Below are 23,963 nucleotides of genomic sequence, written 5' to 3' on the forward strand. Positions count from 1 at the left end.
GGCCGTCACGCCGGATCCGGCCCGCGGCTCGACGCCCTCATAGCGGTGGCCCCGTTCCGCCCACACGACACGCTCAGCTCCGCTACTTTTCGGACGATGTGTGACGCGTGGAGTGCCGCGCGCTGACGCGCGGGGAGGCCGGAATGGACGGACAGTGGCTGGTCGACGAGCTGGCCGACCTCGTCGCTCGCGGGGATGGGGCAGCGTTCGACACCTGGTTGGCCGCGCTCTCGTCCGACGAGCGGGTCCGGCTCGCCGTCGTCCTCGACGCGTCGGGGATGCCGCGTCGTCAGGTGGGCGGATACGGGCGAGACCTGTACAACCGGCAGGACCTGGTCGAGGCCCGGGCGGTCCTGGAGCTGGCAGAGACCGGCAGGTCAGCGGCCAAACGGCTGCCCTGGGACGCCGCGGAGATCGACCCGGTCGTCCTGCTGGCCATGATCGACTCGCGTGGCCAGGAGTGGGCGGAGGAGTTCGTCCTCGCCGCGCTTGCCGCACCGAGCCGTTTCCCGTGGCAGCGCCTCGGCGTCACGGTCCTCTGCCTGCCGCTCCTCGCCCGTCTCGGCGTCCGACCGCCCGTGACCGCCGGGCTCATCCAGGCCTGGAGTGCGTACTACTCGGCCGCGGCCGCGAAGTGGGACGGCACCTTCGAGTTCCGCGGGACCCCGAAGCGGCTGACCCAGCCCTGGTTCATGGAGGACGGCAACATCGTGGTGCGGGACTACCGGGCTGAGGGTCTCGACTTCACCGCCGTCTGCCAGCTCGACCCGCTCTTCCACGACGTCGCACCGCACTGGGTGACTCGCCCGCTCCTCGAGCCGACGGAGGGGCTACGTCCGGTCATTCAACTTCCGCTCGTGCTCGCAGCTCTTGCCGACGGAGCGCTCGTGCCGCGGGAAGAGGCAGTCGACGAGGCGCTGACCCGGCTGGCGGCGATTCCGCGACCTGCCGAGCAGCAGCACCTCGCGAAGATTCTCCGCGCGTTGCAGATCGGGCCCACGGACCTCGCCGACCGGCACGCTCTGGCGCTCAGCATCATCTCCGCCGGGCACGGGTCCGTCTCCGCGGTCCTCCTGGGTCCGCTGCTCGAGTCCAGGCTTGCCGACGAGGACCTGGAGGAGCTGGCGCTCGTCGTCTTCGCGCGGAAGGAGAAGAAGCAGCGCACGCAGCTGATGTCCTACCTCGCGCGGGCGGCGAAGGCGGCGACGGCGGAGCAGACTGCCGCCCGCTCGGTCACGCCGGTGCACGACCGGCAAGCGCTGGTCACGGCTCTCGGAGCCGCGACCGAGCTTGACGACCTGCGGGTCAGGCAGCGCGCGGCCGAGCTCCTCGACCTGCTCGAAGAGGGGGTACCGCCGAATCCACAGGGGTCGGCGGGAGGGCAGCTCGGCCCCGGCTCGCTTGAGGTCTACGTTCCCGACCTCTGGAACTCCCTTCCACCCGCGGCGCCCGTCGCTCGCCAGCCCCTCTTCGGCAGCGGCATCGAGGCCTTCACCGCGGCGTTCTCGGCGGTGGAGGCGAGGCCGGGCAATGCGGGGGAGGAGGCGCTGCTCGCGTGCTACGTCGCGTCGGTTCCCCGCCACCGGCGGGAGATAGGGAAGTTCTTCGCCAGCCTTCGCCGAGAGCGTGCGTTCGATGCCGGGCTGGTCAGCCGCGCCCTCCTGGACCGGTTCCGCTGGAGCCAGACGGACCATGAGCAGCTGGTCCGGGAGCTCCGGGAGACCCTCCCACAGCCTCACGAGCAGCGGTCCAGGTCATCCAGGTGGACAGGCCTCACACCCGTCGGCGCTCTCCTCGTGGCACGACTCTCCGAGGCCCAGCTGCTGGCCCGTCACGTTCCCTGCCTGCTGAGCACGCCGAGCCTAGAGAACGGCGTGGTGACCTTCGAGGACCTGCTGGGCCGGCTCAGGGTCTACGGCAGCGCACGTGCCCGCCACGGCGAGCTGGACCTGCTGCTCGCCCTGCTCCGCCTCGAGCCGGTACCGCCGGCTCGCGCCGCCGAGCTCACCGGGTTCGCCGTGCCGAGAGCCAACGCGCCCCGCGACACCCGGCTCGACGCCGTCGCCCTCGCGCGCGCGTGGGTGTCGGGCGGCGGGCTCCCGCCCCTGCGCTCAGAGTTCTGGGTCGGCCCACCCGTGCCCGACCCGTACGGCAGGAACATGGGCCGTATTCAGGGCACGCCGACGGTCGTGCGCGTGAGCGGCCCCGCCGCGGCGCTCCCCGTCCATCCGAGCTACTTCCCCTCGGCACCTCCCACGCTCTTCCTCGGCGTGGGGGAGAGCGAGCGTCACGTCAGCACGACCTGGAACCTCACGGCCGAGCTCGCCGCCTCGGTCGTCCCCTCCTGGCGGGACCTCACCGCGTCCTACTGGCTGGAGAGCCATCGAGCTCACTCCAAGGACGGGCCACGCCTGCTCGGCGAGGTCGCGCGGTGCACCGGACCCGGCGGGCCGGCCACCCACCTCGCCCTCGCCCACGGGCTCAGCGCACCTGCGCCGGACTCGCGCCAGTGTGCCGTCGACGCCGCACTGGAGATCGCCGGGCAGGGCGCCTTCTCCGCCCCGCACCTCCGAGAGGCCACGCTCGCCATGCAGCAGACCGGCGAGCTGACACGCGGCCGGTTCGCCGGCGCCTGCGAGCAGATTGCTCTCGCCGGCGGGCTCGGCGCCGTCTGGCCCGCTCTCAGCGCACTCGCCACGGCGCTGATGGCGGAGCCGAAGGTTCCCACCGGGACGGCCGACGTGCTCGCCGTCCTCCGCCGGCACTGCGCGGCCGTGCCCACGGACCACCGGTGCGTCGAAGGCCTGGAGGCGTTCGCCGAGCGCCGAGGGAGCAGCAAGGCGCTGACCGAGGCCAGGGCCCTCCACGCCGCGCTCGCGGACCTCGCGCTCGCGGACGCCGCGCCGAGGACGGCGCGGGGCGTCCCGTCCGGTGCCGGGTCATGACCGGCTACCTGGGCCCGTCGCGGCTCCTCGACCGGGGGAGCGACTCCGAGCTTGCCCTCGCGACCGCGCTCGGGCTCACCCCGGGCGGCGTCGTCGACCATCCACGGTTCTTCTCGGGATTCCTGGCCCGCCCGGAGGTGGTGGCGGCCGGCCTGCTCGCGCTCGCGGACGTGGCCGCCGCCCGGTACGTCGACCCCAGCTTCAGCTTGCTCGCACTCGATCCCGTCATCACCGCCGGCGGCACCATGCTCCGCGCCGAGTCCTTCTCCGCGTGCAACGGTGTGTACGCCCGGCTCGACCTGGACGGGGAGTCGTTCGACACCGGCGAGATCGGCTTCGGCACCACCAACGTCGCCCTCAACGACCCGTTGCGCACGGCGCTCGCGGGCCTGCGGCGGACCGAGCTGGTCCGCCTCGAGGTCGGTGCCGACGGGCTCAGCCTGGAGACTCCCGACCAGGCGCACGTCGAGCGCAAGGTCAAGCTTCCCGATCGGTGGGTCCGCGGCTTTGCCGAGACACCGGTCATCGCCGCTGCCATGCGACACGTCGCCACCCTGACGCGGCCCCAGGCGACGAACCTGCTCGTCGGGCTGCCGAACGGCACACCACCCGGACCGACGCTCCACCTCGCACAGGCGCCCGGGGGCCTGCGCCCGGTGCCGCGCGCCGCCGCCGGTGCCGTCCGCCTCGCCGGGACCCGGCGTCTGACCGCCTACCGGCGCCTGCTCCGGTTCTTCACCCGCCTCGACGTCTACGCGTACGACGGCGGAGCGAGCGCCTGGGTCTTCGCCCTCCCGGGTGGCGCCTTCACCCTCATGCTCTCGCCGGAGCCCTACCGCGGCTTCTCCGGCGAGGGCGGACTGCTCCACGACCTCGCCCGGGCGGGCGGCGCGACGGACCAGGACGACGTCGCAGGCGAGCTGCTCCCGCTCCTCGCCTGGCAGCAGCGGCTCGACCCGGACGAGCTCGCCACCTACGCCGGCGTGCCGGTGACCGCTGTCCGTCACGGGCTCGGCGTCGTCGCCGCGTCGGGCAGGCTCGGGTTCGACCTCACGGCGCGGACGTACTTCCACCGGGAGCTGCCGCTCGACGCCAAGCGGGTGGAGAAGGACAACCCGCGGCTCAAGGCGGCCCGGGCCCTGGTGGCCGGGGGCGCCGTCGTCGCCACGGAAGGCGGCTGGCGGGTGACCGGGCCGAAGAGCGTCCACTGGGTCCGCGGCGACGCCGCGCGCCCTTCCTGCACCTGCCTGTGGTGGGCCAAGTACGCAGGCAGTCGCGGCCCGTGCAAGCACGTCCTCGCGGTGCAACTCCTTACCGGACGGTGAACGTCACCTGAACTCGTTCCGTAACTTGAACGATTCCAGAAGAGGTGTTTTGATGACACCATGTCCGTTACCCACGCCGAGCTGCTGCGCGAGGCGCAACTGCGGGTGACGGCGCCCCGTCTGGCGGTGCTGGCCGAGGTTGCCGCGCACCCGCACGCCGACGCCGAGACCATCCGTGCGGCCGTGCACGAGCGCCTGGGGACCGTCTCCACCCAGGCGGTCTACGACGTCCTCCACGCCCTGACCGGCGCCGGCCTGCTGCGCCGCATCGAGCCCGACGGCTCGCCCGGCCGCTACGAACTGCGCCGCGGGGACAACCACCACCACGCCGTCTGCCGTCAGTGCGGCGCAGTGGCCGACGTGCCCTGCGCCGTCGGGCACGCCCCGTGCCTCACCGCGAGCGAGGACCACGGCTTCGTGATCGACACCGCCGAGGTCATCTACTGGGGCACCTGCCCCTCCTGCCTGTCCGGAACCGCACCAAAGAAGGAGATCTCTTGAGCGAGACCAACGGCGCCCCGGCGCCCTCGACCACCCAGTTCGGCGCTCCCGCCGTCTCGGACCGCAACTCCCTGAGCCTCGGCTCGAACGGGCCGCTGCTGCTGCACGACGTCCACCTGGTCGAGACGCTCGCCAGCTTCAACCGTGAGCGCGTCCCGGAGCGCAACCCGCACGCCAAGGGCTCCGGCGCGTTCGGCACGTTCGAGACCACCGAGGACGTCACCCGCTTCACCAAGGCGGCCCTGTTCCAGCCGGGCGCCAAGGTCGACATGCTCGCCCGTTTCTCCACGGTCGCGGGCGAGCAGGGCTCGCCCGACACCTGGCGCGACGTGCGCGGCTTTTCGCTGAAGTTCTACACGCCCGAGGGCAACTACGACCTCGTCGGCAACAACACCCCGGTCTTCTTCCTGCGCGACCCGATGAAGTTCCCGCACTTCATCCGCTCGCAGAAGCGCCTGCCCGCCTCCGGCCTGCGCAGCGCGGACATGCAGTGGGACTTCTGGACGCAGAACCCCGAGTCGGCCCACCAGGTCACCTACCTCATGGGTGAGCGCGGCCTGCCCAAGACGTGGCGCCACATGAACGGCTACGGCTCCCACACGTACATGTGGATCAACGCCGCCGGTGAGAAGTTCTGGGTCAAGTACCACTTCCACACCGACCAGGGTCTGGAGTTCCTCGGCAACGAGGAGGCCGAGCGGCTCGCCGGCTCGGACGCCGAGTACCACCGCCGCGACCTGTTCGACGCGATCGAGCGCGGCGAGCACCCCAGCTGGACGCTCTTCGTGCAGGTCATGCCGTACGAGGAGGCCAAGACCTACCGGTTCAACCCGTTCGACCTGACGAAGGTGTGGTCCAAGAAGGACTACCCGCTGATCAAGGTCGGCAAGATGACGCTGAACCGGAACCCGAAGAACTTCTTCGCCGAGATCGAGCAGGCCGCGTTCGCCCCGTCGAACACGGTGCCCGGCATCGGCGTCTCCCCGGACAAGATGCTGCTCGGCCGCGTGTTCGCCTACGCCGACGCCCAGCGCGCCCGCATCGGCACCAACTACCAGCAGCTCCCGGTGAACAAGCCGATCGTCCCGGTGAAGTCCTACACCTTCGACGGGAACATGACGTTCGAGCACTCGGGCGACGCCCCGGTCTACGCGCCGAACTCCTTCGGCCGTCCGTGGTCCGACGAGACCGGCCCGGTCGACGACGGCTGGGAGGCCGACGGCGAGATGGTCCGCAGCGCCTACGCCCTGCACGCCGAGGACGACGACTTCCGCCAGGCGGGCACCCTTGTCCGCGAGGTCTTCGACGACGCGCAGCGCGCGCAGTTCGTCGAGACCGTGGCCGGCGCCCTCGCGGGTGTCCAGCACGACGTCGTCCTGCAGAACGCCTTCCAGTACTGGAAGAACGTCGACCAGGAGATCGGTGACCGCATCCAGGCCGCCGTTCTGGCCGGCAAGGGCGACCCGCAGGTCGGTCTCGACAACGACGCCATCGAGGAGCCCGTCGCCGTTCGGTGACCCGCTCTCCGCTCTCGCACGCGCGTGAGATGTCAACTCCTCGCTGAGAAGTCATCTCCGCGTCAGCACCGGGGCTCGGTGACCGTTCCGACGGTCGCCGGGCCTTCGGTGCTTCTGAGGAGCCGCGCGGTCGTTAGTCGGGTTATCGCAAAGCCGTCAAGACGGACGAGTAATCATCGGTCCACAGCAGAGTTTCGGCGCGAGCCGGCCGCCAATTCCCGAGCCTAAGTAATGGTTCCAGGTCCTTCGCTGACGGGGCGAGAGCGATCCACTCAGAAGGCGTGGCCCGGTCCCCATCGGCCTCGCCGAACCCGACGGCAACGGCCCAACCAATGTGACTCCCTGAACCCGCGACTACAGGTTCCAGGTCAAAAATCCGGTTGCTCACGTGCACCATCAGCACGCCGTCAGGCGCCAAAGCGTCGGCATAGACCTCGAACGCTTCCTGTGTGAGCAGATGGACAGGAATGGAGTCGGAGCTGAAGGCGTCCAGAACGATCAGCTCATACGAGCCCTTGGCCGCCCCCGCCAGGCTGAGCCGGCCGTCACCTACCTCTGTCTGCACCTTCGCGGCAGCGTCCACGAGATACGTGAAAAACCTCGGGTCGCGAGCGATATCAACAACCTTCGGATCAATCTCATAGAACGTCAACGATTGGTCTGCCTCGCCATAAGCCGCGATGGTCCCAGTGCCAAGCCCAACGACCGCTATGTCGTCAAAGTTGTCGTACTCCCGGAATATGTCACCGACGGGACCCGTGCGAGAGTAATAAGTAGTCGGCGTCGTTGCGTTTGCTCCGATGAACTGTGAACCATGCAAAGTGGTTCCGTGTGCAAGCTTACGAACCCCGTCTTGCTCGGTGACTTTGTAACTTCCGTAGAAAGTACGTTCCCGATACACGGTGTCCGGTCCGCTCATAGTGAGCCCGACGAAAACGACCACCATCGCGGCAGCGAGGGGAATTGGCCGCCGCGCAATGAAAAGTGCGCCCATAAAGCTGACCGTCAACGCTGCGATCACCCAGAGGCTGTCTTGCAATGCGAACGTTGCCGCTGTGGCGGCAACAAGCACGAGCGTCGCGGTGGCCGCCTCTAGGAACCACGCAAACTTCGCGCCGTAGCGGCGCCGCAACCACAGCGACTCACGACCGCTTCCGGCAGCGAGCAATGCGCTTGCCACTATGATTGCTGGGTACTCCCACACCCGATCGAAGAGGACCGGGGCTATCAACCCATTGAGGAGCCCCCCCAGTGCGCCCCCGCCGACACGACGAGATAAAAAGTCGTCAACTGCGATGGGGAAGGACGAGATGCGGCGAGGGTTGAGTGAGCGGAAAATGCAACTATTGCTAAGAGCGTCAAGTCGACCGCGATAGGTATACCTATATATGGCCAGTTTCCGACGTGATAGGTCACGGCGGCTACGGCGGCTACGGCGGCTACAATTGCGGCAAAGTAACGCGATCTGGAGCTGGGTGTCCGGGCGGTGCGAGCGAAGGCTAGTACGAATGTGCCGAGGTAGACTGCGAGAGGTACCACCCACATGAGCGGGATCGCCGCGATGTCGGTGGAGATATGCGAAGTGACGCCGAGCATGAGGCTCGACGGAACGAAAGCCAAGAAGAGCCATAGCAGAACCCGCCGCACTGTAGGCGGCGCGGCAGTGGTGGTATCCCCCGCTTCCTGTTGTGTTTGGTTGCGGATCGTGACGACGCCGCATGCGACCATCAGGAGCAAGAACGCTACGAATGCCCACGACCAGAAGATTCGCTGCTGGTCCAACGTGAGAAACGGCTCGACCACAAAAGGGTACGCGAGGAGACCGATGAAACTGCCGAGATTGCTAGTGGCATAGAGGAAGTATGGGTCCTCCGATCGTCGATGGTTAGTCCAGGAGTACCACCGCTGTAGAAGTGGGCCAGTTGTGCAGATTACCGCGAATGGCAGCCCGACGACGAGAATCAGAGTGCGAAGCAACCACAAAACAGGGGACGTTTCAGCACTGGGCGATGCGTTCGCCGGAAGCACTATGGGCAGTGCGACGAGTGGAAGCAACAGAATAGCGAGGTGGAGGAGGGGTTGGACGCGCGGACCGAATTTGCGTGTGATGGCATGGGCGTAGAAGTAGCCAACCAGAGCACCACCTGAAAGAATAGATTGCTCGTGCTCCAAACGGTCGCCGAACCGCCGTAATGGGGGAGGATCAGCCGGGCGACAAGCGGTTGTACGACGAACAGAAGGGAAGCGCCGACGAACGAGGTCGTGGCGAAGAGCAGAACCACCCAACTGCGCCGAGTATTTACACCGACGGGCGTTACAGCGTCCCCTGGCGACACGATTTGTTCGCGAGTCGGCAGCCGATCCGTACTGTTCGGAAGCGTTCCAGAGGTCACATCCGCGATCATGTCAGGACCGTCGCGCGCTTGTTCGCGGTTTTGGCCTGCTCCCTACTGAAAGTTCCCGACCTGGCTGATCCCTGACATCTTCGTCGGCACAGCTTGGCGGTACGGTCGTGCCGGCACCGACGAAGGGATCTGGCATGGCCGAGCTCGTCCACCTCGACGTCGACGGCGGGGTCGGCACGATCACCCTCGACTCCCCAGCAAACCGCAACGCCCTCTCCGCTGCGCTGCGCAGAGAGCTCGGTGACCAACTCCAGGCCGCGCTCGACGACGACGCCGTGCGCGTCATCGTCCTCACCCACACCGGCACCGTCTTCTGCGCCGGGGCCGACCTCAAAGAGGCCCGCGGCGCGGACGCCGACAGCCAGGGCGTGGCCGAGCTGCCCGACCTGCTCGTGACGTTGATGGGCGCCCCCAAGCCGACGGTCGCCCGGCTGGCGGGCACCGCTCGCGCGGGCGGCATTGGCCTGGTCGCCGCGTGCGACCTCGCGGTCGCGGTCGACGACGTCACCTTCGCCTTCCCCGAGGTCCGCCTCGGCCTCGTCCCGGCCGTCGTCTCGGTGCCGCTGCGCCGCCGCGTCCAGCCCCAGGCGCTGCGGGTGCTCTTCCTGACCGGCGAGGTCTTCGACGCCGCACGCGCCGAGCGCATCGGCCTCCTCGACGCGGCCGTCCCCGCCGACCGGCTCGATCCGGAGGTCGCCCGGTACACGGACGCCCTCCTGCGCGGGGCGCCGCGGGCCCTCGCCGCCACCAAGGCGGTGCTCGCCGACCCGCCCGACGACGACGCCCGCGAGCTCGAGGTGCTCGGCCGGCTGTCCGCGGCTCACTTCGCCTCGGCGGAGGGGCAGGAGGGACTAGCGGCGTTTGCCCAGAGGCGGCCGCCGTCGTGGGCGCCGTCGAACTGACACTCGGAAAGCCCGAAGGCCGACGGCGCCACGTCACTAGGGTCGGGTTCGGACTGGTGCCCGGAGACAACAGATCGGAGCGCCCGTGAGGTGGACCAATCGCCGCCAGACAGAGACACCGGAAGAACTTGAGTCACGGCTCCGGTCGGCCGCCATGCATCACGGGATCCGGATGATCGAGGGCAGGCAGTTCCGCGAGGCCGCGATCGAGCAGCTCCAGGCCGACGTCCCGGGCTTTCCTCAGGAGCGCTACGGGGCGGAGCTCGACCACGCGCTGGCCCGGATCGACGAGGAGCAGGTGGGCGTCCTGGTTCGCCGGCAGAAGATGATCGCCGCGGCCCGCGAGCTCGACGTGGTGAACGCGGTGTTCGCCGTCTACCACTTCAACAGCCGGTACTCCCGCCACGTCTGCGAGTACGGGCTCGGCCCGATCCCGCTCGCCGACGTCTTCGGGGACCTGTACACGCCCGAGCAGATCGCCGAGGCGGCCGCACGTGCCGACGCCCTGATCTCCGAGGGGATTCGCATGGGGTACGGTCCCTGGGACTGGGACGCCGACATGGACCACCTGCGCCAGACCCACCCCGGCTTCAGCGACCGGGCTCTGGGGGACGCTCTGGACTGGGGACGCTTCTTCGGACGCTGAGGCGGCCACGCGCCGCGGCGTGTTGCCGAGACACAGGGCCGGCGCACCCTCGTATGCCATACCCTTGCGCCAGGCGGCCGGGTTGTTCTCCCGACGATGAAAAGCTCTGAGTGGAGGACCCCTGCTTACCGACGACGCCACTTCCTACGATCGCACCGTCAGCGGCGCGCCCAGCGCCGCGGCGCCGAGCCAGGCTGCCCAGACCGACGACGGTCTGGCCCTCACGGGGATGGCGATGGCGGGCATCGGTGCGTACCGGATGGATGTCCCAGCGTCCGTGGTCTGGTTGGACCGGTCGGCTTCCGCGGTGCTCGGGACGCCCCACGACATCGGACCCGTCCCGGCCGGCACGCTCGCCCGCCAGATCCACCCTCACGACCTTCCGCGACTCAGCCGCGTGGTGACCACCGCCGTCGCGGAGAGCCTCTGGTTCGAGGACGAGTTCCGGGTGCTCGACGGCCCCGACCGCTGGGTCACGACCCGTGGGCAGGTGATTCGCGACGACGCCACGGGGCACGTCACGGGCCTCGTCGGTGTCGTCCTCCCGTCGCTGCGCGCCGGGCTGCACCGGGCGGCCGAGCTGCTCGAGGCGCTGCCGACGGCGTTCTTCTCCCTGAGCCGGGAATGGCGGTTCACGTACGTCAACGCTGAGGCGGAGCGGGTGCTCGGCCGTCCGCGCGGAGAGCTGCTCGACGGCGACATCTGGGAGCTCTACCCGGCCGCGCTCGGCAACGCGTTCGAGACCTACTACCGCCGCGCCATGAGCTCCGGCGACCCGGTGCACTTCGACGCCCACTACCCGGTGCCGTTGAACGCCTGGTACGAGGTTCGCGCCATGCCGACCTCCGAGGGGCTCTCGGTGTACTTCTTCGACGTGACCGAGCGTCACCGTCTCCAGGAGGAGACGGAGCGCGTCGCGCGCCGGGCCCAGCTCACCGCCGCCGTGACGAGCTCCCTCGCGCAGACTCTCGACGCCGAGGAGGCCGTCGCTGCTCTCGCACGGACACTCGTCCCGGGCCTGGCGGACTGGTGCGTCGTCACTCTTGCCGACGCCGAGGTGCCCGCCGGCGGGCACGGCACGCCAGCGACCATGCGCGACGTCGGCTGGTGGCACGTCGACCCCGGCGCGAGGCCGCTGGTCGAGGAGTACTGCCGTCACCGGATGGGGGCGCTGACCGACGAGTCCTTCCTGCTGCGCACCCTGCGCACCACGGACGTCGTGCGCCTTCCCGAGGACGCGGCCGCCCGCATCCGCGGCGTGCTCAAGCCCGGCCGCGCGCACGTGCTCATCACCGAGCTCACCCCGGAGTCCGCGACCGTCCTGCCGCTCCGCGGGCGCGGTCGCACGCTCGGTGCGATCAGCCTGTTCAGCGGCGCGGACCGGCCCGCGCTCGACGGCGACGACCTCGTCACCGCCAAGGACATCGCCTCCCGTGCGGGTCTCGTGCTGGACAACGCCTACCTCTACGCCAGCCAGCGCGGCGTCGTCGAGGAGCTGCAGCGGTCCTTCCTCACCGCGCCGCCGCATCTCGACGACCTCGATGTGGCCGTGCGGTACGTGCCGGCCGCGCAGGCGGCCAAGGTGGGCGGCGACTGGTACGACGTCTTCAAGCACCCCGACGGCCCAACCATCGTGGTCATCGGGGACGTCTCCGGCCACGACCTGCAGGCCGCGGCCACGATGGGACAGCTTCGTTCGATGCTCCGCGGTATCGGCGCCACGACGCCACCGCACCCCGCCGCGCTCCTGGCCCAGCTCGACCGAGCCATGGCCGCGGTGGCGAGCGAGTCGGTCGCGACCGCCGTCGTGATGACCCTCGAGCCACCGGGACCCGGCGGCGACGTGGTCGTGCGCTGGTCCAACGCAGGCCACCCTCCGCCGATGCTGCTCAGCGGCGACGACGACGTCGTCACCCTCACCGGGACGAACCTTCTCCTCGGGCTCCGCCCGGGAACGGTTCGCACGGAGCAGACGATGACCGTGGCGGCCGGGGACACGCTGGTGCTCTACACCGACGGCCTCGTCGAGCGCCGGGACGCCGGTGGGCTCCGCGCCGGCCTCGACCGGCTGCGCGCGACTCTCGGGGAGCTTCGCGACCTGCACCAGATCGACGATCTTTGCGACGAGCTCGTCGAGCAGCTGCTGCCGGACGCTCCCGAGGACGACATGGCCATCGTCGCCGTGCGGCCCCGGCCGGCCGCACGCTAAGCGGTGCTGGCTAGGTCGCCAGCAGCGCCCGGAGCGCCATCCGACGCAGCAACGCGGCCATCGCCGGCCGGTCCAGCCGTGCGCTGTGCGGAGTGGAGTTGATCAGCCCGAAGACGGCGTGGGCGGCCGCCCGGGCCCGGTCGGCGGCCAGGCCGGGGGAGCGATGCCGCAGGACGTCGACCCACGTCTCGACGTAGTCGTGCTGGAGGCGGCGGACCCGGACACGCTCAGGTTCCGTGAGCCGGTCGAGGTCGCGTGACTGGATCGTGATGAGCGCCGGGTGGTCCAGGGCGAAGGAGACATGCCAGTCCACGAGCGCCTCTAGGGCGGTGTCGGCCTCGCCGTCGGCCGCCGCCACCCGCACGCGGCCCTCCCGCAGCAGCTCCTCGCTGATACCGACGAGCAACTCGGCCAGGATCGCCTCCTTGCCCGGGAAGTGGCGGTACAGGGCGGGGCCGGAGACGCCGACCGCGGCCCCGATGTCGTCCACCGACACCCCGCCGAAGCCCGAGCGAGCGAAGAGCTCCGCGGCCGCGCGCAGGATCTGCTCTCGGCGGGGGACCGCGGTGCCGGCCGAGGGTGGGACGGTCATCCTGCAATGATAGGCAGAAAGGGTTAACGACAACTAACAACCCGAATTGGCGTTCGGCCCTTGGGGGATTGAGCGCTCCCGAGTCATTTCATCCTTTAGTCGTGCGGCGCGCTCCCGCGATGCCTGGACGCCGCGCCAGAAAGAATCGCTGAGAAGCGGGACGGTGGCCGGAGGACCGGGATGAGAGGACACTGTAACGACGGATGAGTGCCAGGAGGAGCGCCAGTATGGTGATGGTTCCCAATGGAATTGACGTTCCTGTGGCGACGGTACGCCATAGCAGAGGGAGCACCCATATCGCGGCCAGAACCGTCTTTTCCCAGGACAGGAAGCCTTGGTCTAACCCATCTTTGACATAGGCTGCAAGAGCAAGACCAATGAGAGTTGCCTCATAGTCCAGTGCGAAGGGGGTGGCAAGCAGTGTTCCGGTGGCAAGCGCCGCGATCTTAAGGGGCGTCGACGCGGAACTGTGCCACAGCCTCCAGACGGTCACCACGGCGATAAGACTAACGACCGTTTGCAGAGTCCACGCGAGCGGTATCGGTCCGCCAAGCAGTCGAACTGCAGGAAATGCGCTCACCATCTTCGACCAGGAAACTAGACCCTGTTCGAGCACCTCCCACGAGAAGCTCGACTTGTCCATATACGCTTGCCATGCCGATTTGCCAAAGGTCCAGTAACTTAACGCGGACCAGAGAGCCGCAGCGGTTCCGGTGCTGAGGAATGCACGCCAGTTCTTCGAAGCAATAAACGCAACCGGAAGAAGGAGGCCCAGTTGTGGCTTGTAAATTAGGAGTCCGAGGATGGAGCCGGCAAGCCAGGGATGGCGCCTCAGTAGTACGAGGCCCCATCCGAGAAGGGCTGCTGATAGGAACGAATTTTGCCCATGTCCCACGGTGAGGAACACGGCGGGAAAGGCGGCCATGGGCACAAGTGCCCTGCGATCAGGGAGGATCTTCCACAAGGCTGCAACGTAGGCCGAAAAGGTGATTCCTAGCCAAAGCAACAGCGCTGGCAGATATGGCACGAGAGAGAGTGGGGCGACGACGAAAAAGGCAATCGGCGGGTAAAGCCATGTGTATAGGGGTGAGTCGTCTGCGATCGAGTCTTGGATCGCCTTCAGTGCGGCGTGATCATAGGCAGCCTCGGGGCGTCCGTCCATGAGCAGTTCAGATGCGGCGTAGAAGCTCAGAAAGTCGGTCCCGAGTGGGTTATTTCCGAAGCCGTCGCGGACACCGTCTCCGGTTACTAAAGCAGCGACACCGATAAGAACAAAAAGACCCAGAAATATCGCGGGATATGCGCGGAGCCTTTCGCGATCCAACCATGCCCCGGTTCTGGCTGACTCCAAGAGAAGGGCCCGCTTGTGCGACATGCCGTGTTGCTCCTGTGGGCTTGGCCCGGCTCGTCCTTGGCCCGGGCGGCTTTCACTTACATTGCCTGTATCCAACGTTAGTCCCTTAATGCCCGCTTGCGTCGAGTTTCGGACGCGCAAGCGTTAGCGGGCGTGGTGATGTTGCTCGCTCCGGCGTTCCGCCACGCTGAGAGTGCGTCATGGGCTTACTCCAGTGCGCGTGGGGCACGGGGCGGGTGAGTCGGCAAGGGCCGGAGCCAGCCTCGTGATCCCTATCATCCGAGCGTCTCCTACTCCACTGACTCGGTGTTGCAACCGCTCGGAAAGACTCGATCGTCGCGATTGCTCGCCGATGTCGCGGATGAGAGCCCAGAGGGGCGCCGACGGCTTGGGTCATCAACCGGTCGCTTCACAGAGATCGATAGACAGCGAGGGTTAACGATGGCTAACCTCCGAGTGGGTCGATGACGACCACCCAGCCGTGGAGGTGCGCATGCCCGCCGGAGCGAGCCTCGGGCAGCTCGGCCTCCGCGAGCTCACCGAGGAGCTGCGCGAGCGCCTCGCCGCCGTGCGCCTCGGCGGCAGCGAGAGCGCCCGGAGGCGGCACGTCGAGCGCGGCAAGCTGCTCGTGCGCGACCGCGTCGACCGTCTCCTCGACGCCGGGTCGCCCTTCCTCGAGCTCTCACCGCTCGCGGCGACCGGCATGTACGACGACGAGGTCCCCGCCGCCGGCATCGTCACCGGGATCGGGCGGGTCGCCGGGCGGGAGTGCGTCGTCGTCGCGAACGACGCCACCGTCAAGGGCGGCACCTACTACCCGGTCACGGTCAAGAAGCACCTGCGCGCCCAGGAGATCGCCGCGGAGAACCGGCTGCCGTGCCTGTACCTCGTCGACTCCGGCGGGGCCTACCTGCCCATGCAGGACGAGGTGTTCCCTGACCGCGACCACTTCGGCCGCATCTTCTACAACCAGGCCCAGCTCTCCGCCCGCGGCATCCCGCAGCTGGCCGCCGTGATGGGCTCGTGCACCGCCGGGGGCGCGTACGTCCCGGCCATGTCCGACGAGTCCGTCATCGTGCGCGACCAGGGCACGATCTTCCTCGGCGGGCCGCCGCTGGTGAAGGCGGCCACCGGCGAGGTCGTCTCGGCCGAGGAGCTGGGCGGGGGAGACATCCACGCCCGCCGCTCCGGCGTCGTCGACCATCTTGCCGAGGACGACGCGCACGCGCTGGAGATCCTGCGCTCCGTCGTCGCCACCCTGGAACGGCCCACGCAACCGTCCCTGCGGCAGGCGCCACCGGAGGAGCCGGCCGAGGACCCGGCGGGGCTGTACGACGTCGTCCCCGCCGACACCCGCACGCCGTACGACGTGCGCGAGGTGATCCGCCGGATTGTCGACGGCTCACGGCTGCAGGAGTTCAAGGCCCTCTACGGCGTGACCCTCGTGTGCGGCTTCGCCCGCGTCTGGGGCTACCCGGTGGGGATCGTCGCGAACAACGGGATCCTGTTCTCCGAGTCCGCGCTCAAGGGCGCCCACTTCATCGAGCTGTGCAACCAGCGCGGCGTCCCGCTGGTCTTCCTGCAGAACATCGCCGGGTTCATGGTGGGCAAGGACTACGAGACTGGCGGCATCGCCAAGGATGGCGCCAAGCTCGTCACCGCCGTCGCCACCGCGGTGGTCCCGAAGCTCACCGTGGTCATCGGCGGGTCCTTCGGCGCCGGCAACTACGGCATGGCCGGCCGCGCGTACGACCCGCGGTTCCTCTGGATCTGGCCCAACGCCCGCATCTCCGTCATGGGCGGGGAGCAGGCCGCGTCCGTGCTCGCGACCGTGCGCCGTGACGGCCTCGAGCGCGCCGGGCAGAAGTGGTCGGCCGACGACGAGGAGGCGTTCCGGGCCCCGATCCGCGAGCAGTACGAGCGCCAGGGCTCGCCGTACTACTCCACCGCCCGGCTGTGGGACGACGGCGTCATCGACCCCGTCGACACCCGCCGCGTCCTCGGCCTTGGCCTCGCCGCCGCGGCGAACGCGCCGGTGCCCGGGCCCGTCGCCGCGTTGTATCGGATGTGAGCGCCGTGTTCACCTCCCTGCTGGTCGCCAACCGCGGCGAGATCGCGCTGCGGGTGCTGCGCGCCGCCCGCGCGGCCGGGCTGCGGACCGTCGCCGTGTACTCCGACGCCGACATCGCGTCCCCGCACGTGCACGCCGCCGACACGGCCGTCCGCCTCGGCCCCGCACCCGCCGAGGACTCCTACCTCTCGGTCCCCGCGCTGCTCTACGCCGCCCGGAGTAGCGGTGCCGAGGCCGTCCACCCCGGGTACGGGTTCCTCTCGGAGAACGCCGCCTTCGCCCGCGCCGTCGAGGACGCCGGGCTGGTCTGGGTGGGGCCGCCGGCGGCGGTGGTGGCCCGGATGGGCCGCAAGGACGAGGCGCGCCGCCTCGCCGTTGCGGCCGGGGTCCCGGTGCTGCCGGCGGTCGAGGGCGACGACGCGGCGTTGGTCGCGGCGACGGTGAACCTCGGCCTCCCGGTTCTGGTCAAGGCCGCCGCCGGAGGGGGTGGGAAGGGCATGCGGATCGTGCGCGACGCCGCCGCGCTCCCCGAGGCGCTGGCCGCCGCCCGACGGGAGGCGAAGGCGGCGTTCGGGGACGACACGCTGCTGGTCGAGCGGTACGTCGAGCGCGGGCGGCACGTCGAGGTCCAGGTGCTCGCCGACGCCCACGGCACCGTGCTGCACCTGGGCGAACGCGACTGCTCCGTGCAGCGGCGGCACCAGAAGGTGGTCGAGGAGGCGCCGGCACCCACGATCTCCGACGCCGTGCGCGAGACGGTCACCAGCGGGGCGGTGCGGTTGGCCCGTGAGGTCGGCTACGTCGGCGCCGGGACCGTGGAGTTCCTCGTGGCGGGGGAGGAGGCGTACTTCCTCGAGATGAACACCCGGCTCCAGGTGGAGCACCCGGTCACCGAGCTGGTCACCGGGCTGGACCTCGTCGCGCTGCAGCTGTCCGTGGCGCAGGGGCAGCCGCTTTCCCTGACGCAGGGCGACGTCGTGGCGCGCGGGCACGCGATCGAGGCGCGGGTCTACGCCGAGGACCCGGCGAGCGGGTTCCTGCCGCAGGCCGGAACCGCGACCACGGTGCGGTGGCCGTCGCGGGCGCGCGTCGACGCGGCGCTCGAGAGCGGTCAGGAGGTCACCACCTGGTACGACCCGCTGCTCGGCAAGATCATCACGCACGGCCCGGACCGCGAGGCCGCGCGGCGCGCGATGGTGGCCGCCCTCGACGACACCGCCATCCTCGGGCTGACCACCAACACCGGGTTCCTGCGCCGGCTCGTCGCCTCCGACGAGTTCCGCGACGCCGCCATCGACACCGCCTGGCTCGACCGCACGCCCGGGGCGTTCCCGGTTCCGTCCGACGACGTCTCGCTCTGTGCGGCCGCGTGGGTGCTCGCGCACCGCTCGCGGCGAGAAGAACAGACGCACCCGTTCGGCGTCGGCGATGGCTGGCGGCTGGGCGGGCCGCCCGCGCCGGTGGTCCTCGAGCTCGAGCACGACGGGGTCCGGGAGGAGGTGCGGGTCGAGCGCGCCGCGGGGCGGGTGTCGGTGGGGGACCGGAGCTGGTCGGTGCGCGCGCTTGTTGCTCCGCCACTCGCGCTGACCTCTCCCCACAATATGGGCCACGACAGCTCGTCTGCGCCCGACCGCTCCGGCGCCGGTACGCGATGGCTCGTGGAAGTCGACGGCGTGAGCCATAACGTCGTGGGTGATGTTGAGGGCGGCACGCGACGGGAGGACGGGGTTCGATCCCGAGACGATGGCCAGCCCGGGGCGGTCTGGGTCGCCCACGAGGGGCAGGCCCGCCGGTTCGTGATGCCGGACCGGCGAACCGACGAGCGGGCGATCCTGAGCGACGGCCTCGTCACCGCGCCGATGCCGGGCCTGGTGCGGGACGTGAGGGTGCGAGCGGGGCAGCACGTCGAGGCGGGCGACGTCCTCGGGGTGCTGGAGGCGATGAAGATGGAGACCGCGCTGACGGCGCCGCACGCGGGCGCCGTCGAGGTGCGGGTGCGGTCCGGCGACCAGGTGACGCTCGGGCAGACGCTCTTCACCGTGGGGGAGGAGCCATGACCGCGCCGCCCAGCCCCTCGTCGTCGCAGTCGCCGATGACAGTGCCACTGGCAGGGCTCCCGGCTCGTGTGGACGTGTACGAGGTCGGCCCGCGCGACGGGCTGCAGAACGAGGGCACCGTCCTGCCCGTCGAGGTGAAGGCCGAGCTGGTGCACAGGCTCGTGGCGGCGGGCCTGCGCACCGTCGAGGTGACCAGCTTCGTGCGGCCCGGCGTCGTGCCGCAGCTCGCGGACGCGGAAGAGCTCCTCGCGGCACTCAACCGGGTGGATGGAGTGCGCTACCCGGTGCTGGTGCCCAACGAGCGCGGGCTCGACCGTGCACTGGCGAGCGGCGTTCGCGAGATTGCCATCTTCGGCTCGGCGACGGAGTCATTCGCCCGGGCGAACCTCGGCCGCTCCGTCGACGAGTCGCTCGCGATGTTCGCGCCCGTCGTCGCCCGTGCCACCGACGAGGGGCTGCCGGTCCGGGCGTACCTCTCGATGTGCTTCGGCGATCCCTGGGAGGGGCAGGTCGCCATCCCGCAGGTGGTCGCCGTCGCCACGCGGCTGATGGAGCTCGGCTGTACGCAGCTCTCCCTCGGCGACACGATCGGCGTCGCCACCCCGGGCCACGTCGTCGCCCTCCTCGACGCCCTCGGGGATGCCGGGCTCGGCGTCGACCGCCTCGCGGTGCACTTTCACGACACCTACGGCCAGGCCCTCGCCAACACCCTCGCCGCGCTGCAGCGCGGCGTCACCACCGTGGATTCGGCCGCCGGCGGGCTCGGCGGCTGCCCCTTTGCGAGGAGCGCTACCGGCAACCTCGCCACCGAGGACCTTATCTGGCAGCTCCATGGTCTCGGCATCGAGACCGGCATCGATCTTGAGGCGCTCGTGCGCACCTCGGTGTGGCTGTCCGAGCGACTCCGCCGGCCCAGCCCGTCGCGCGCCGTCCGGGCGCTCGCCAGCTCATCCACCGCGGCCCCGGCCGCACCGTCCAGCGAGGAGTGACCATGCGTACCGCGTTCACCGAGCTTGTCGGCGTCGAGCACCCGCTCGCCGGGTTCAACCGCACGCCCGCCGTCGTCGTCGAGGTCTCCCGCGCGGGCGGGCTCGGCGTCCTCGGCGCCACCATGTACACGCCCGAAGAACTCGACGCGCAGCTGACCTGGATCGAGGAGCAGCTCGGTGGGCGTCCCTACGGCGTCGACCTGCTGGTCCCCGCCAGGACCACTCAACGCGATGTCGGCGAGCTGGTGGCCGACCTGCGCCGCCAGATCCCCGAGGGCCACCGGCGGTTCGTCGAGGGGCTGCTGGCGAAGTACAGCATCCCGCCGGTGAGCGAGGACGACGCGCTCGATCGTCTCGGCCGGATCGACGCCAGCCTCGAGACCAACATGGACGCCGCGGTCGTCTCCGAGCTGCTCGACGTCACCTTCTCCCACCGCATCGCGCTGGTGGCCAACGCGCTCGGCACCCCGCCGGCGGCGATGCTCGAGCGCGCGAAGGCGCAGGGCGTGCCGATCGCCGCCCTGGTGGGGAAGCGGGAGCACGCGGAGAAGCAGCTGGCCGCCGGCGTCGACCTGATCGTCGCGCAGGGCACGGAGGCCGGTGGGCACACCGGGAACGTGGCGACGATGGTGCTCACGCCCGAGGTGGTCGAGATCGCCGGCGACGTACCGGTCCTTGCCGCCGGCGGGATCGCGAGCGGGCCGCAGCTGGCGGCGGCGCTCGCCCTCGGAGCCGCCGGCGGGTGGGCGGGGTCGGTGTGGCTCTCGAGCCACGAGGACGCAGCCAGCCGGGTGATCAAGGAGAAGCTGCTCGCGGCGTCGAGCTCGGACACGATCGTCTCGCCGACACGAACCGGGAAGTCCGCCCGGCAGCTGCGCAGCGCCTGGCTCGACGAGTGGCAGGCGGAGGGGGCGCCGTCGCCCCTGCCGATGCCGCTGCAGTCGATGCTCGTGCGGGAGGCGTGGGAGCGGATCGACGTCACCGCCGAGAAGGGGAGCGAGCCGGCCCGGGAGCTCGAGTCGTTCTTCGTCGGTCAGGTGGTCGGCAGCTTCCGCGAGCTGCGGCCGACGGCGGAGATTGTGCGGGACATCGTCGAGGGCTGCGAGGCGCGCCTGCGGGAGATCGGTCGGCTGGTGGAGCCCGTCCGGAGCTGAGACTGGCTGGCACTGCCAACCAGGGCGTTCACCACCGCCGGACGCACCCACGGTGGGACCATCTCTGCATGGACGTGGTCGAGACGCTGCTGCCCGGCGTGGGCATCAAGTACGAGCTCAGGACCCGCTCCGGCCTGCTCATCGGCATCGTGGTCAAGCGGGAAGGACCGGTCGAGATCGCGCTGTACGACTCGGACGATCCCGATCAGGCCCGGACCGTCGTCCACCTGAACACCGACGAGGCGGACGCCGTCGCCGACATCCTTGGAGCGCCACGGATGGCGCACCGGTTCGCCGACCTCTCCCGCGAGGTGCCCGGCCTTAGCTCCGCACGACTGAGCGTGAGGCCGGGCTCCCCGTACGCCGGGAAGGCCCTGGGAGAGACGCGGGCACGCACGCTGACCGGCTGCTCGATCGTCGCCGTCGTCCGTGACTCGGAGATCGTCCCGGGCCCTGGCCCTGATGAGCCGCTGCTCGAGGGCGACGTGCTCGTCGCGGTGGGGTCGGAGGCGGGCCTGGAGAAACTCAGCTCGCTCCTCAGCGTGCAGGGCTGAGGAGAATGCCGTGGACGGCACCGCCGTGCTCCTGCTGGAGCTCGGTGCGGTCTTCCTCCTGCTGTCGTTGCTCGGCCTGCTCGCGCGCGCCGTCGGCCTCTCAACCATCCCGCTCACGCTGGTGGCGGGGCTCGTCCTCGGCGAGGGCGGAGCCGCTGCGCTGACGGAGGCCGGGCCGTTCGTCGAGGGGGCGGCTCAGATCGGCTTGGTGCTCCTCCTGCTCGCGCTCGGGCTGGAATTCTCGTCCACCGAGCTGGTGGTGTCCCTACGGCGTCATGCGCCCTCGGGGCTCGTCGATCTTGTTCTCAACGCCACGCCGGGCTTGGTGGTCGGTCTCGTCATCGGGCTGCCGTGGGAGGGGGCGATGGCGCTGGCCGGCGTCACCTGGATCTCGTCCTCGGGCATCGTCGCCCGGCTGCTCGACGACCTCGGTCGACTAGCCAACAGAGAGACGCCGGCGGTGCTGTCCGTGCTGGTGCTGGAGGACATCGCGATGGCGTTGTTTCTGCCGCTGCTCGCAGTCGCCCTGGCGGGTACCGGTCCGTTGCGGGCGGTCGCCGCGGTCGCCCTGGCCGTGGGGACCGTGCTGATCGTGCTCGCGGCGGCGCACCGGCACGGTCATCGGCTCGGGAGGTTGCTTGCCCATCCGGACGACGAGCAGGTCCTGCTGCGGTTGTTCGCGCTGACCATGTTGGTGGCTGGCCTTGCGGAGGCGGTCGGTGCCTCGGCCGCAATCGGGGCCTTCCTGGTTGGGATCGCTGTCCCGGCGTCGTTCGCCGACCGTGCGCGGATGATCCTCCGACCGCTTCGAGATCTGTTCGCTGCCATCTTCTTCTTTGCGTTCGGCCTCTCGGTCGACCCAGGAGGCGTGCTGCCGGTGCTGCCGGCGATCCTCGTGCTGGCCGTAGTCACGACGGCGACGAAGGTGGTAACCGGGTGGTACGCCGCCGGCCGCGATGGTGTCGGGCGACGTGGCCGTCTGCGTGCAGGTACGGCACTCGTCGCGCGTGGTGAGTTCTCCATCGTGATCGCGGGGCTCGCGGCGTCGGCTGGACTGGCTGAGGTGGGACCCGTCGCCGCCGGGTATGTGCTCGCGCTCGCGGTCCTCGGTCCCGTGCTCGCACGTACAGCAACGGCGGGTCCATCGCCGGCGCGAACCAAGACTGGATAAGACTTCAAGCGACTCCGGGGAAGACGACCGGACCCCACGCTGCACCGACCGCAGCGCCGGCGATCATCGGCGGTCCGAACGGTACGTCGGACTTCAGTGTCGCCTTCCGCAGTACGAGCAGGACGACGACGACGATCGCGTTGATGGCGAAGGCAGCGAATGTCCCAAGGACGACGTGTGGCCACCCGAACCAGCCGAGGAACATCCCGAGGACTCCTGAAAGCTTGACGTCTCCGAGGCCGAGGCCGGCGGGATAGGCGTAAGCCATCGCGAAGTACACGGTAAGCAGCACGGCTCCAGCGACCACAGAGCGGCCCAGATCGCTCCATTGCCCATTGACGGCGGCGGCCAGGGTCAGAAGAACCAGCACGGCCGGGTACATCGGGAGGACGACCACGTCGGGGAGTCGATGCTCGGCGAGGTCGATGACGATGAGGACGGCACACGCCGTTGACAGGACGGAGAACGCCAGCATCTCAGCCCAGGTAGTCCCTATGATGGCAGCGCCCGCACCGCCGGCGGCCGCGAGCACGACGACGATGAGCGACGAGGACCAAGACGACGGTCGGACGTGCCCGCTGACGCTCTTCTTCAAAACGACGGCGCCGCCCGCGCTGGCGAATGCGGCGGTGGCCCCGAGCCACACCCCGCTCACCCGCTGAAGGCCTCGACGATGTCCATGGCCGCAGGACCCATGAGCACGATGAAGAGCACCGGGAGGATGCACATCATCAGGGGGAAGATGACCTTGATCGGAATCTCCATCGCCTTCTTCTCGGCGCGCTGGCGGCGCTTCCGCCGCATCTCCGAGGCCTGTGTGCGCAGCACGTCGGCGATGGCTATCCCATAGGTGTCCGCCTGGATCACGGCGCGGATGAAGCGTCGAAGGTCCTGGACGTCAGTCCGACTCGCCAGGGCCTCGAAAGCCCGTCGGCGCGATTGACCCATCTGGATGTCCTGCAGGGTGCGCACCAGTTCCTCGGCCAGCGGTCCGGTGCCATTCCTGCCTGCGCGGGCCATGGCGGCGTCGAAGCCCAGCCCGGCTTCCACCGCGATGGTCATCTGGTCGAGAGTGTCAGCAAGCTCCAGCGTGATCTTCTCGCTACGCTCGATGCCGCGGCTGTACAGAAGGAGTTCGGGCAAGAAGTAGCAGACGACAGTGGCGAGGCCGCCGGTCAGCACGATCAGGGGGCTCGCGGACGAGCTGACGAGGAGGAACGTCAGGAACGCCGCGAGAACCGAGGCAGCGGGCTTGAGGACCAGCAGTCGGTCCACCGACCAGGTAGCGGGGCGGCCGGCGCGGGCGTGCAGCTTCTCCAGGAAGCGCACCATACCGGGAGCGGTCAGCCGTCGGGCGAGCGACTCCAGGCTTGAACGAGCTTGGGGCGCGACGTCACCCTCCTGCCCGAGAACGACCTGGTCCAGACCCCGGTGGAGATTGGACAGCGCGCGCTGGCGATTCCGGTCGGGTCCCACGACGAGTGTCCAGATCAGCAGCCCTAACGCGACGCTGATGGTGGCAATACCGACCGCCACAGAGACTGGCACGAAAAGATCCTCCTCGTCTCGGT

At 69.7% G+C, this 23,963-nt stretch carries 18 protein-coding genes; 13 read left to right on the forward strand and 5 right to left on the reverse strand.

The window, feature by feature from the left end; all coding sequences use genetic code 11:
* Window positions 1–143: 143 nt before the first annotated feature.
* The 4 genes from ABD774_RS03845 to ABD774_RS03860 are packed head-to-tail and all read left to right on the forward strand — an operon-like array spanning window position 144 to window position 6,288.
* Complete coding sequence (locus ABD774_RS03845) at window positions 144–2,945, forward strand: hypothetical protein (RefSeq protein ID WP_345037865.1); 2,802 nt, start codon at window positions 144–146, stop codon at window positions 2,943–2,945.
* Window positions 2,942–4,270, forward strand: a complete 1,329-nt coding sequence (locus ABD774_RS03850) for an SWIM zinc finger family protein (RefSeq protein WP_345037867.1) — start codon at window positions 2,942–2,944, stop codon at window positions 4,268–4,270. The genes ABD774_RS03845 and ABD774_RS03850 overlap by 4 nt, the downstream gene beginning before the upstream one ends.
* 60 nt (window positions 4,271–4,330) lie before the next feature.
* Entirely contained in the window at window positions 4,331–4,771 is a 441-nt protein-coding gene (locus ABD774_RS03855; RefSeq protein ID WP_345037869.1) for a Fur family transcriptional regulator, read from the forward strand.
* Window positions 4,768–6,288, forward strand: coding sequence for a catalase (locus ABD774_RS03860; protein WP_345037871.1), 1,521 nt, complete (start codon window positions 4,768–4,770; stop codon window positions 6,286–6,288). Before ABD774_RS03855 ends, ABD774_RS03860 begins: the two co-directional genes overlap by 4 nt.
* Before the next feature lie 142 nt (window positions 6,289–6,430).
* Here the strand turns inward: ABD774_RS03860 and ABD774_RS03865 are convergent, their stop codons facing one another.
* Window positions 6,431–7,468, reverse strand: coding sequence for a fused MFS/spermidine synthase (locus ABD774_RS03865; protein ID WP_345037873.1), 1,038 nt, complete (start codon window positions 7,466–7,468; stop codon window positions 6,431–6,433).
* A gap of 1,359 nt (window positions 7,469–8,827) precedes the next feature.
* Here ABD774_RS03865 and ABD774_RS03870 point away from each other — a divergent pair.
* The 3 genes from ABD774_RS03870 (at window position 8,828) to ABD774_RS03880 (ending at window position 12,450) form a co-directional block, all read left to right on the forward strand.
* Window positions 8,828–9,595 (forward strand): enoyl-CoA hydratase-related protein, encoded by a 768-nt coding sequence (locus ABD774_RS03870; RefSeq protein WP_345037874.1) that lies wholly within the window; start codon window positions 8,828–8,830, stop codon window positions 9,593–9,595.
* Between the two features lie 154 nt (window positions 9,596–9,749).
* Window positions 9,750–10,241 (forward strand): hypothetical protein, encoded by a 492-nt coding sequence (locus ABD774_RS03875; protein ID WP_345037876.1) that lies wholly within the window; start codon window positions 9,750–9,752, stop codon window positions 10,239–10,241.
* A 307-nt stretch (window positions 10,242–10,548) separates the two neighbouring features.
* Window positions 10,549–12,450, forward strand: a complete 1,902-nt coding sequence (locus tag ABD774_RS03880; protein ID WP_345037878.1) for a SpoIIE family protein phosphatase — start codon at window positions 10,549–10,551, stop codon at window positions 12,448–12,450.
* 10 nt (window positions 12,451–12,460) lie between these two features.
* Here ABD774_RS03880 and ABD774_RS03885 read toward each other — a convergent pair whose 3' ends face one another.
* Complete coding sequence (locus ABD774_RS03885) at window positions 12,461–13,042, reverse strand: SACE_7040 family transcriptional regulator (protein ID WP_345037880.1); 582 nt, start codon at window positions 13,040–13,042, stop codon at window positions 12,461–12,463.
* A gap of 88 nt (window positions 13,043–13,130) precedes the next feature.
* Window positions 13,131–14,417: a glycosyltransferase family 87 protein gene (locus ABD774_RS03890; RefSeq protein ID WP_345037882.1), complete on the reverse strand. Its 1,287-nt coding sequence runs from the start codon at window positions 14,415–14,417 to the stop codon at window positions 13,131–13,133.
* 472 nt (window positions 14,418–14,889) lie between these two features.
* Here ABD774_RS03890 and ABD774_RS03895 point away from each other — a divergent pair, with 472 nt between their 5' ends.
* The 6 genes from ABD774_RS03895 (at window position 14,890) to ABD774_RS03920 (ending at window position 22,392) form a co-directional block, all read left to right on the forward strand.
* Window positions 14,890–16,467, forward strand: a complete 1,578-nt coding sequence (locus ABD774_RS03895; RefSeq protein ID WP_345037884.1) for a carboxyl transferase domain-containing protein — start codon at window positions 14,890–14,892, stop codon at window positions 16,465–16,467.
* 5 nt (window positions 16,468–16,472) lie between these two features.
* The gene (locus ABD774_RS03900; protein WP_345037886.1) at window positions 16,473–18,524 is read left to right on the forward strand and encodes an ATP-binding protein; all 2,052 of its coding nucleotides are present in this window, start codon (window positions 16,473–16,475) and stop codon (window positions 18,522–18,524) included.
* Window positions 18,521–19,513 (forward strand): hydroxymethylglutaryl-CoA lyase, encoded by a 993-nt coding sequence (locus tag ABD774_RS03905; RefSeq protein WP_345037888.1) that lies wholly within the window; start codon window positions 18,521–18,523, stop codon window positions 19,511–19,513. Before ABD774_RS03900 ends, ABD774_RS03905 begins: the two co-directional genes overlap by 4 nt.
* Before the next feature lie 2 nt (window positions 19,514–19,515).
* A complete protein-coding gene (locus tag ABD774_RS03910; RefSeq protein ID WP_345037890.1) occupies window positions 19,516–20,667 on the forward strand; it encodes an NAD(P)H-dependent flavin oxidoreductase in 1,152 nt (383 codons plus the stop codon).
* Window positions 20,668–20,735: 68 nt separating this feature from the next.
* Window positions 20,736–21,221, forward strand: a complete 486-nt coding sequence (locus ABD774_RS03915) for a cation:proton antiporter regulatory subunit (RefSeq protein ID WP_345037892.1) — start codon at window positions 20,736–20,738, stop codon at window positions 21,219–21,221.
* Window positions 21,222–21,231: 10 nt separating this feature from the next.
* Complete coding sequence (locus tag ABD774_RS03920) at window positions 21,232–22,392, forward strand: cation:proton antiporter (protein ID WP_345037894.1); 1,161 nt, start codon at window positions 21,232–21,234, stop codon at window positions 22,390–22,392.
* 4 nt (window positions 22,393–22,396) lie between these two features.
* Here the strand turns inward: ABD774_RS03920 and ABD774_RS03925 are convergent, their stop codons facing one another.
* Together ABD774_RS03925 and ABD774_RS03930 are read right to left on the reverse strand one after the other, a co-directional pair.
* On the reverse strand, window positions 22,397–23,047 hold the full coding sequence (locus ABD774_RS03925; RefSeq protein ID WP_345037896.1) for a prepilin peptidase: 651 nt from the start codon (window positions 23,045–23,047) through the stop codon (window positions 22,397–22,399).
* A complete protein-coding gene (locus tag ABD774_RS03930) occupies window positions 23,044–23,940 on the reverse strand; it encodes a type II secretion system F family protein (RefSeq protein ID WP_345037899.1) in 897 nt (298 codons plus the stop codon). The genes ABD774_RS03925 and ABD774_RS03930 overlap by 4 nt, the downstream gene beginning before the upstream one ends.
* Window positions 23,941–23,963: the final 23 nt, after the last annotated feature.

This window comes from Georgenia daeguensis (assembly GCF_039537705.1).
Lineage (GTDB): Bacteria > Actinomycetota > Actinomycetes > Actinomycetales > Actinomycetaceae > Georgenia > Georgenia daeguensis.

Coding starts and splice junctions, on each gene's coding strand:
- ABD774_RS03905 (WP_345037888.1), top strand. CDS start 18,521: ATGACCGCGCCGCCCAGCCCCTCGTCGTCGCAGTCGCCGATGACAGTG.
- ABD774_RS03885 (WP_345037880.1), bottom strand. CDS start 13,042: ATGACCGTCCCACCCTCGGCCGGCACCGCGGTCCCCCGCCGAGAGCAG.
- ABD774_RS03875 (WP_345037876.1), top strand. CDS start 9,750: ATGCATCACGGGATCCGGATGATCGAGGGCAGGCAGTTCCGCGAGGCC.
- ABD774_RS03870 (WP_345037874.1), top strand. CDS start 8,828: ATGGCCGAGCTCGTCCACCTCGACGTCGACGGCGGGGTCGGCACGATC.
- ABD774_RS03915 (WP_345037892.1), top strand. CDS start 20,736: ATGGACGTGGTCGAGACGCTGCTGCCCGGCGTGGGCATCAAGTACGAG.
- ABD774_RS03895 (WP_345037884.1), top strand. CDS start 14,890: ATGCCCGCCGGAGCGAGCCTCGGGCAGCTCGGCCTCCGCGAGCTCACC.
- ABD774_RS03890 (WP_345037882.1), bottom strand. CDS start 14,417: ATGTCGCACAAGCGGGCCCTTCTCTTGGAGTCAGCCAGAACCGGGGCA.
- ABD774_RS03845 (WP_345037865.1), top strand. CDS start 144: ATGGACGGACAGTGGCTGGTCGACGAGCTGGCCGACCTCGTCGCTCGC.
- ABD774_RS03910 (WP_345037890.1), top strand. CDS start 19,516: ATGCGTACCGCGTTCACCGAGCTTGTCGGCGTCGAGCACCCGCTCGCC.
- ABD774_RS03850 (WP_345037867.1), top strand. CDS start 2,942: ATGACCGGCTACCTGGGCCCGTCGCGGCTCCTCGACCGGGGGAGCGAC.
- ABD774_RS03855 (WP_345037869.1), top strand. CDS start 4,331: ATGTCCGTTACCCACGCCGAGCTGCTGCGCGAGGCGCAACTGCGGGTG.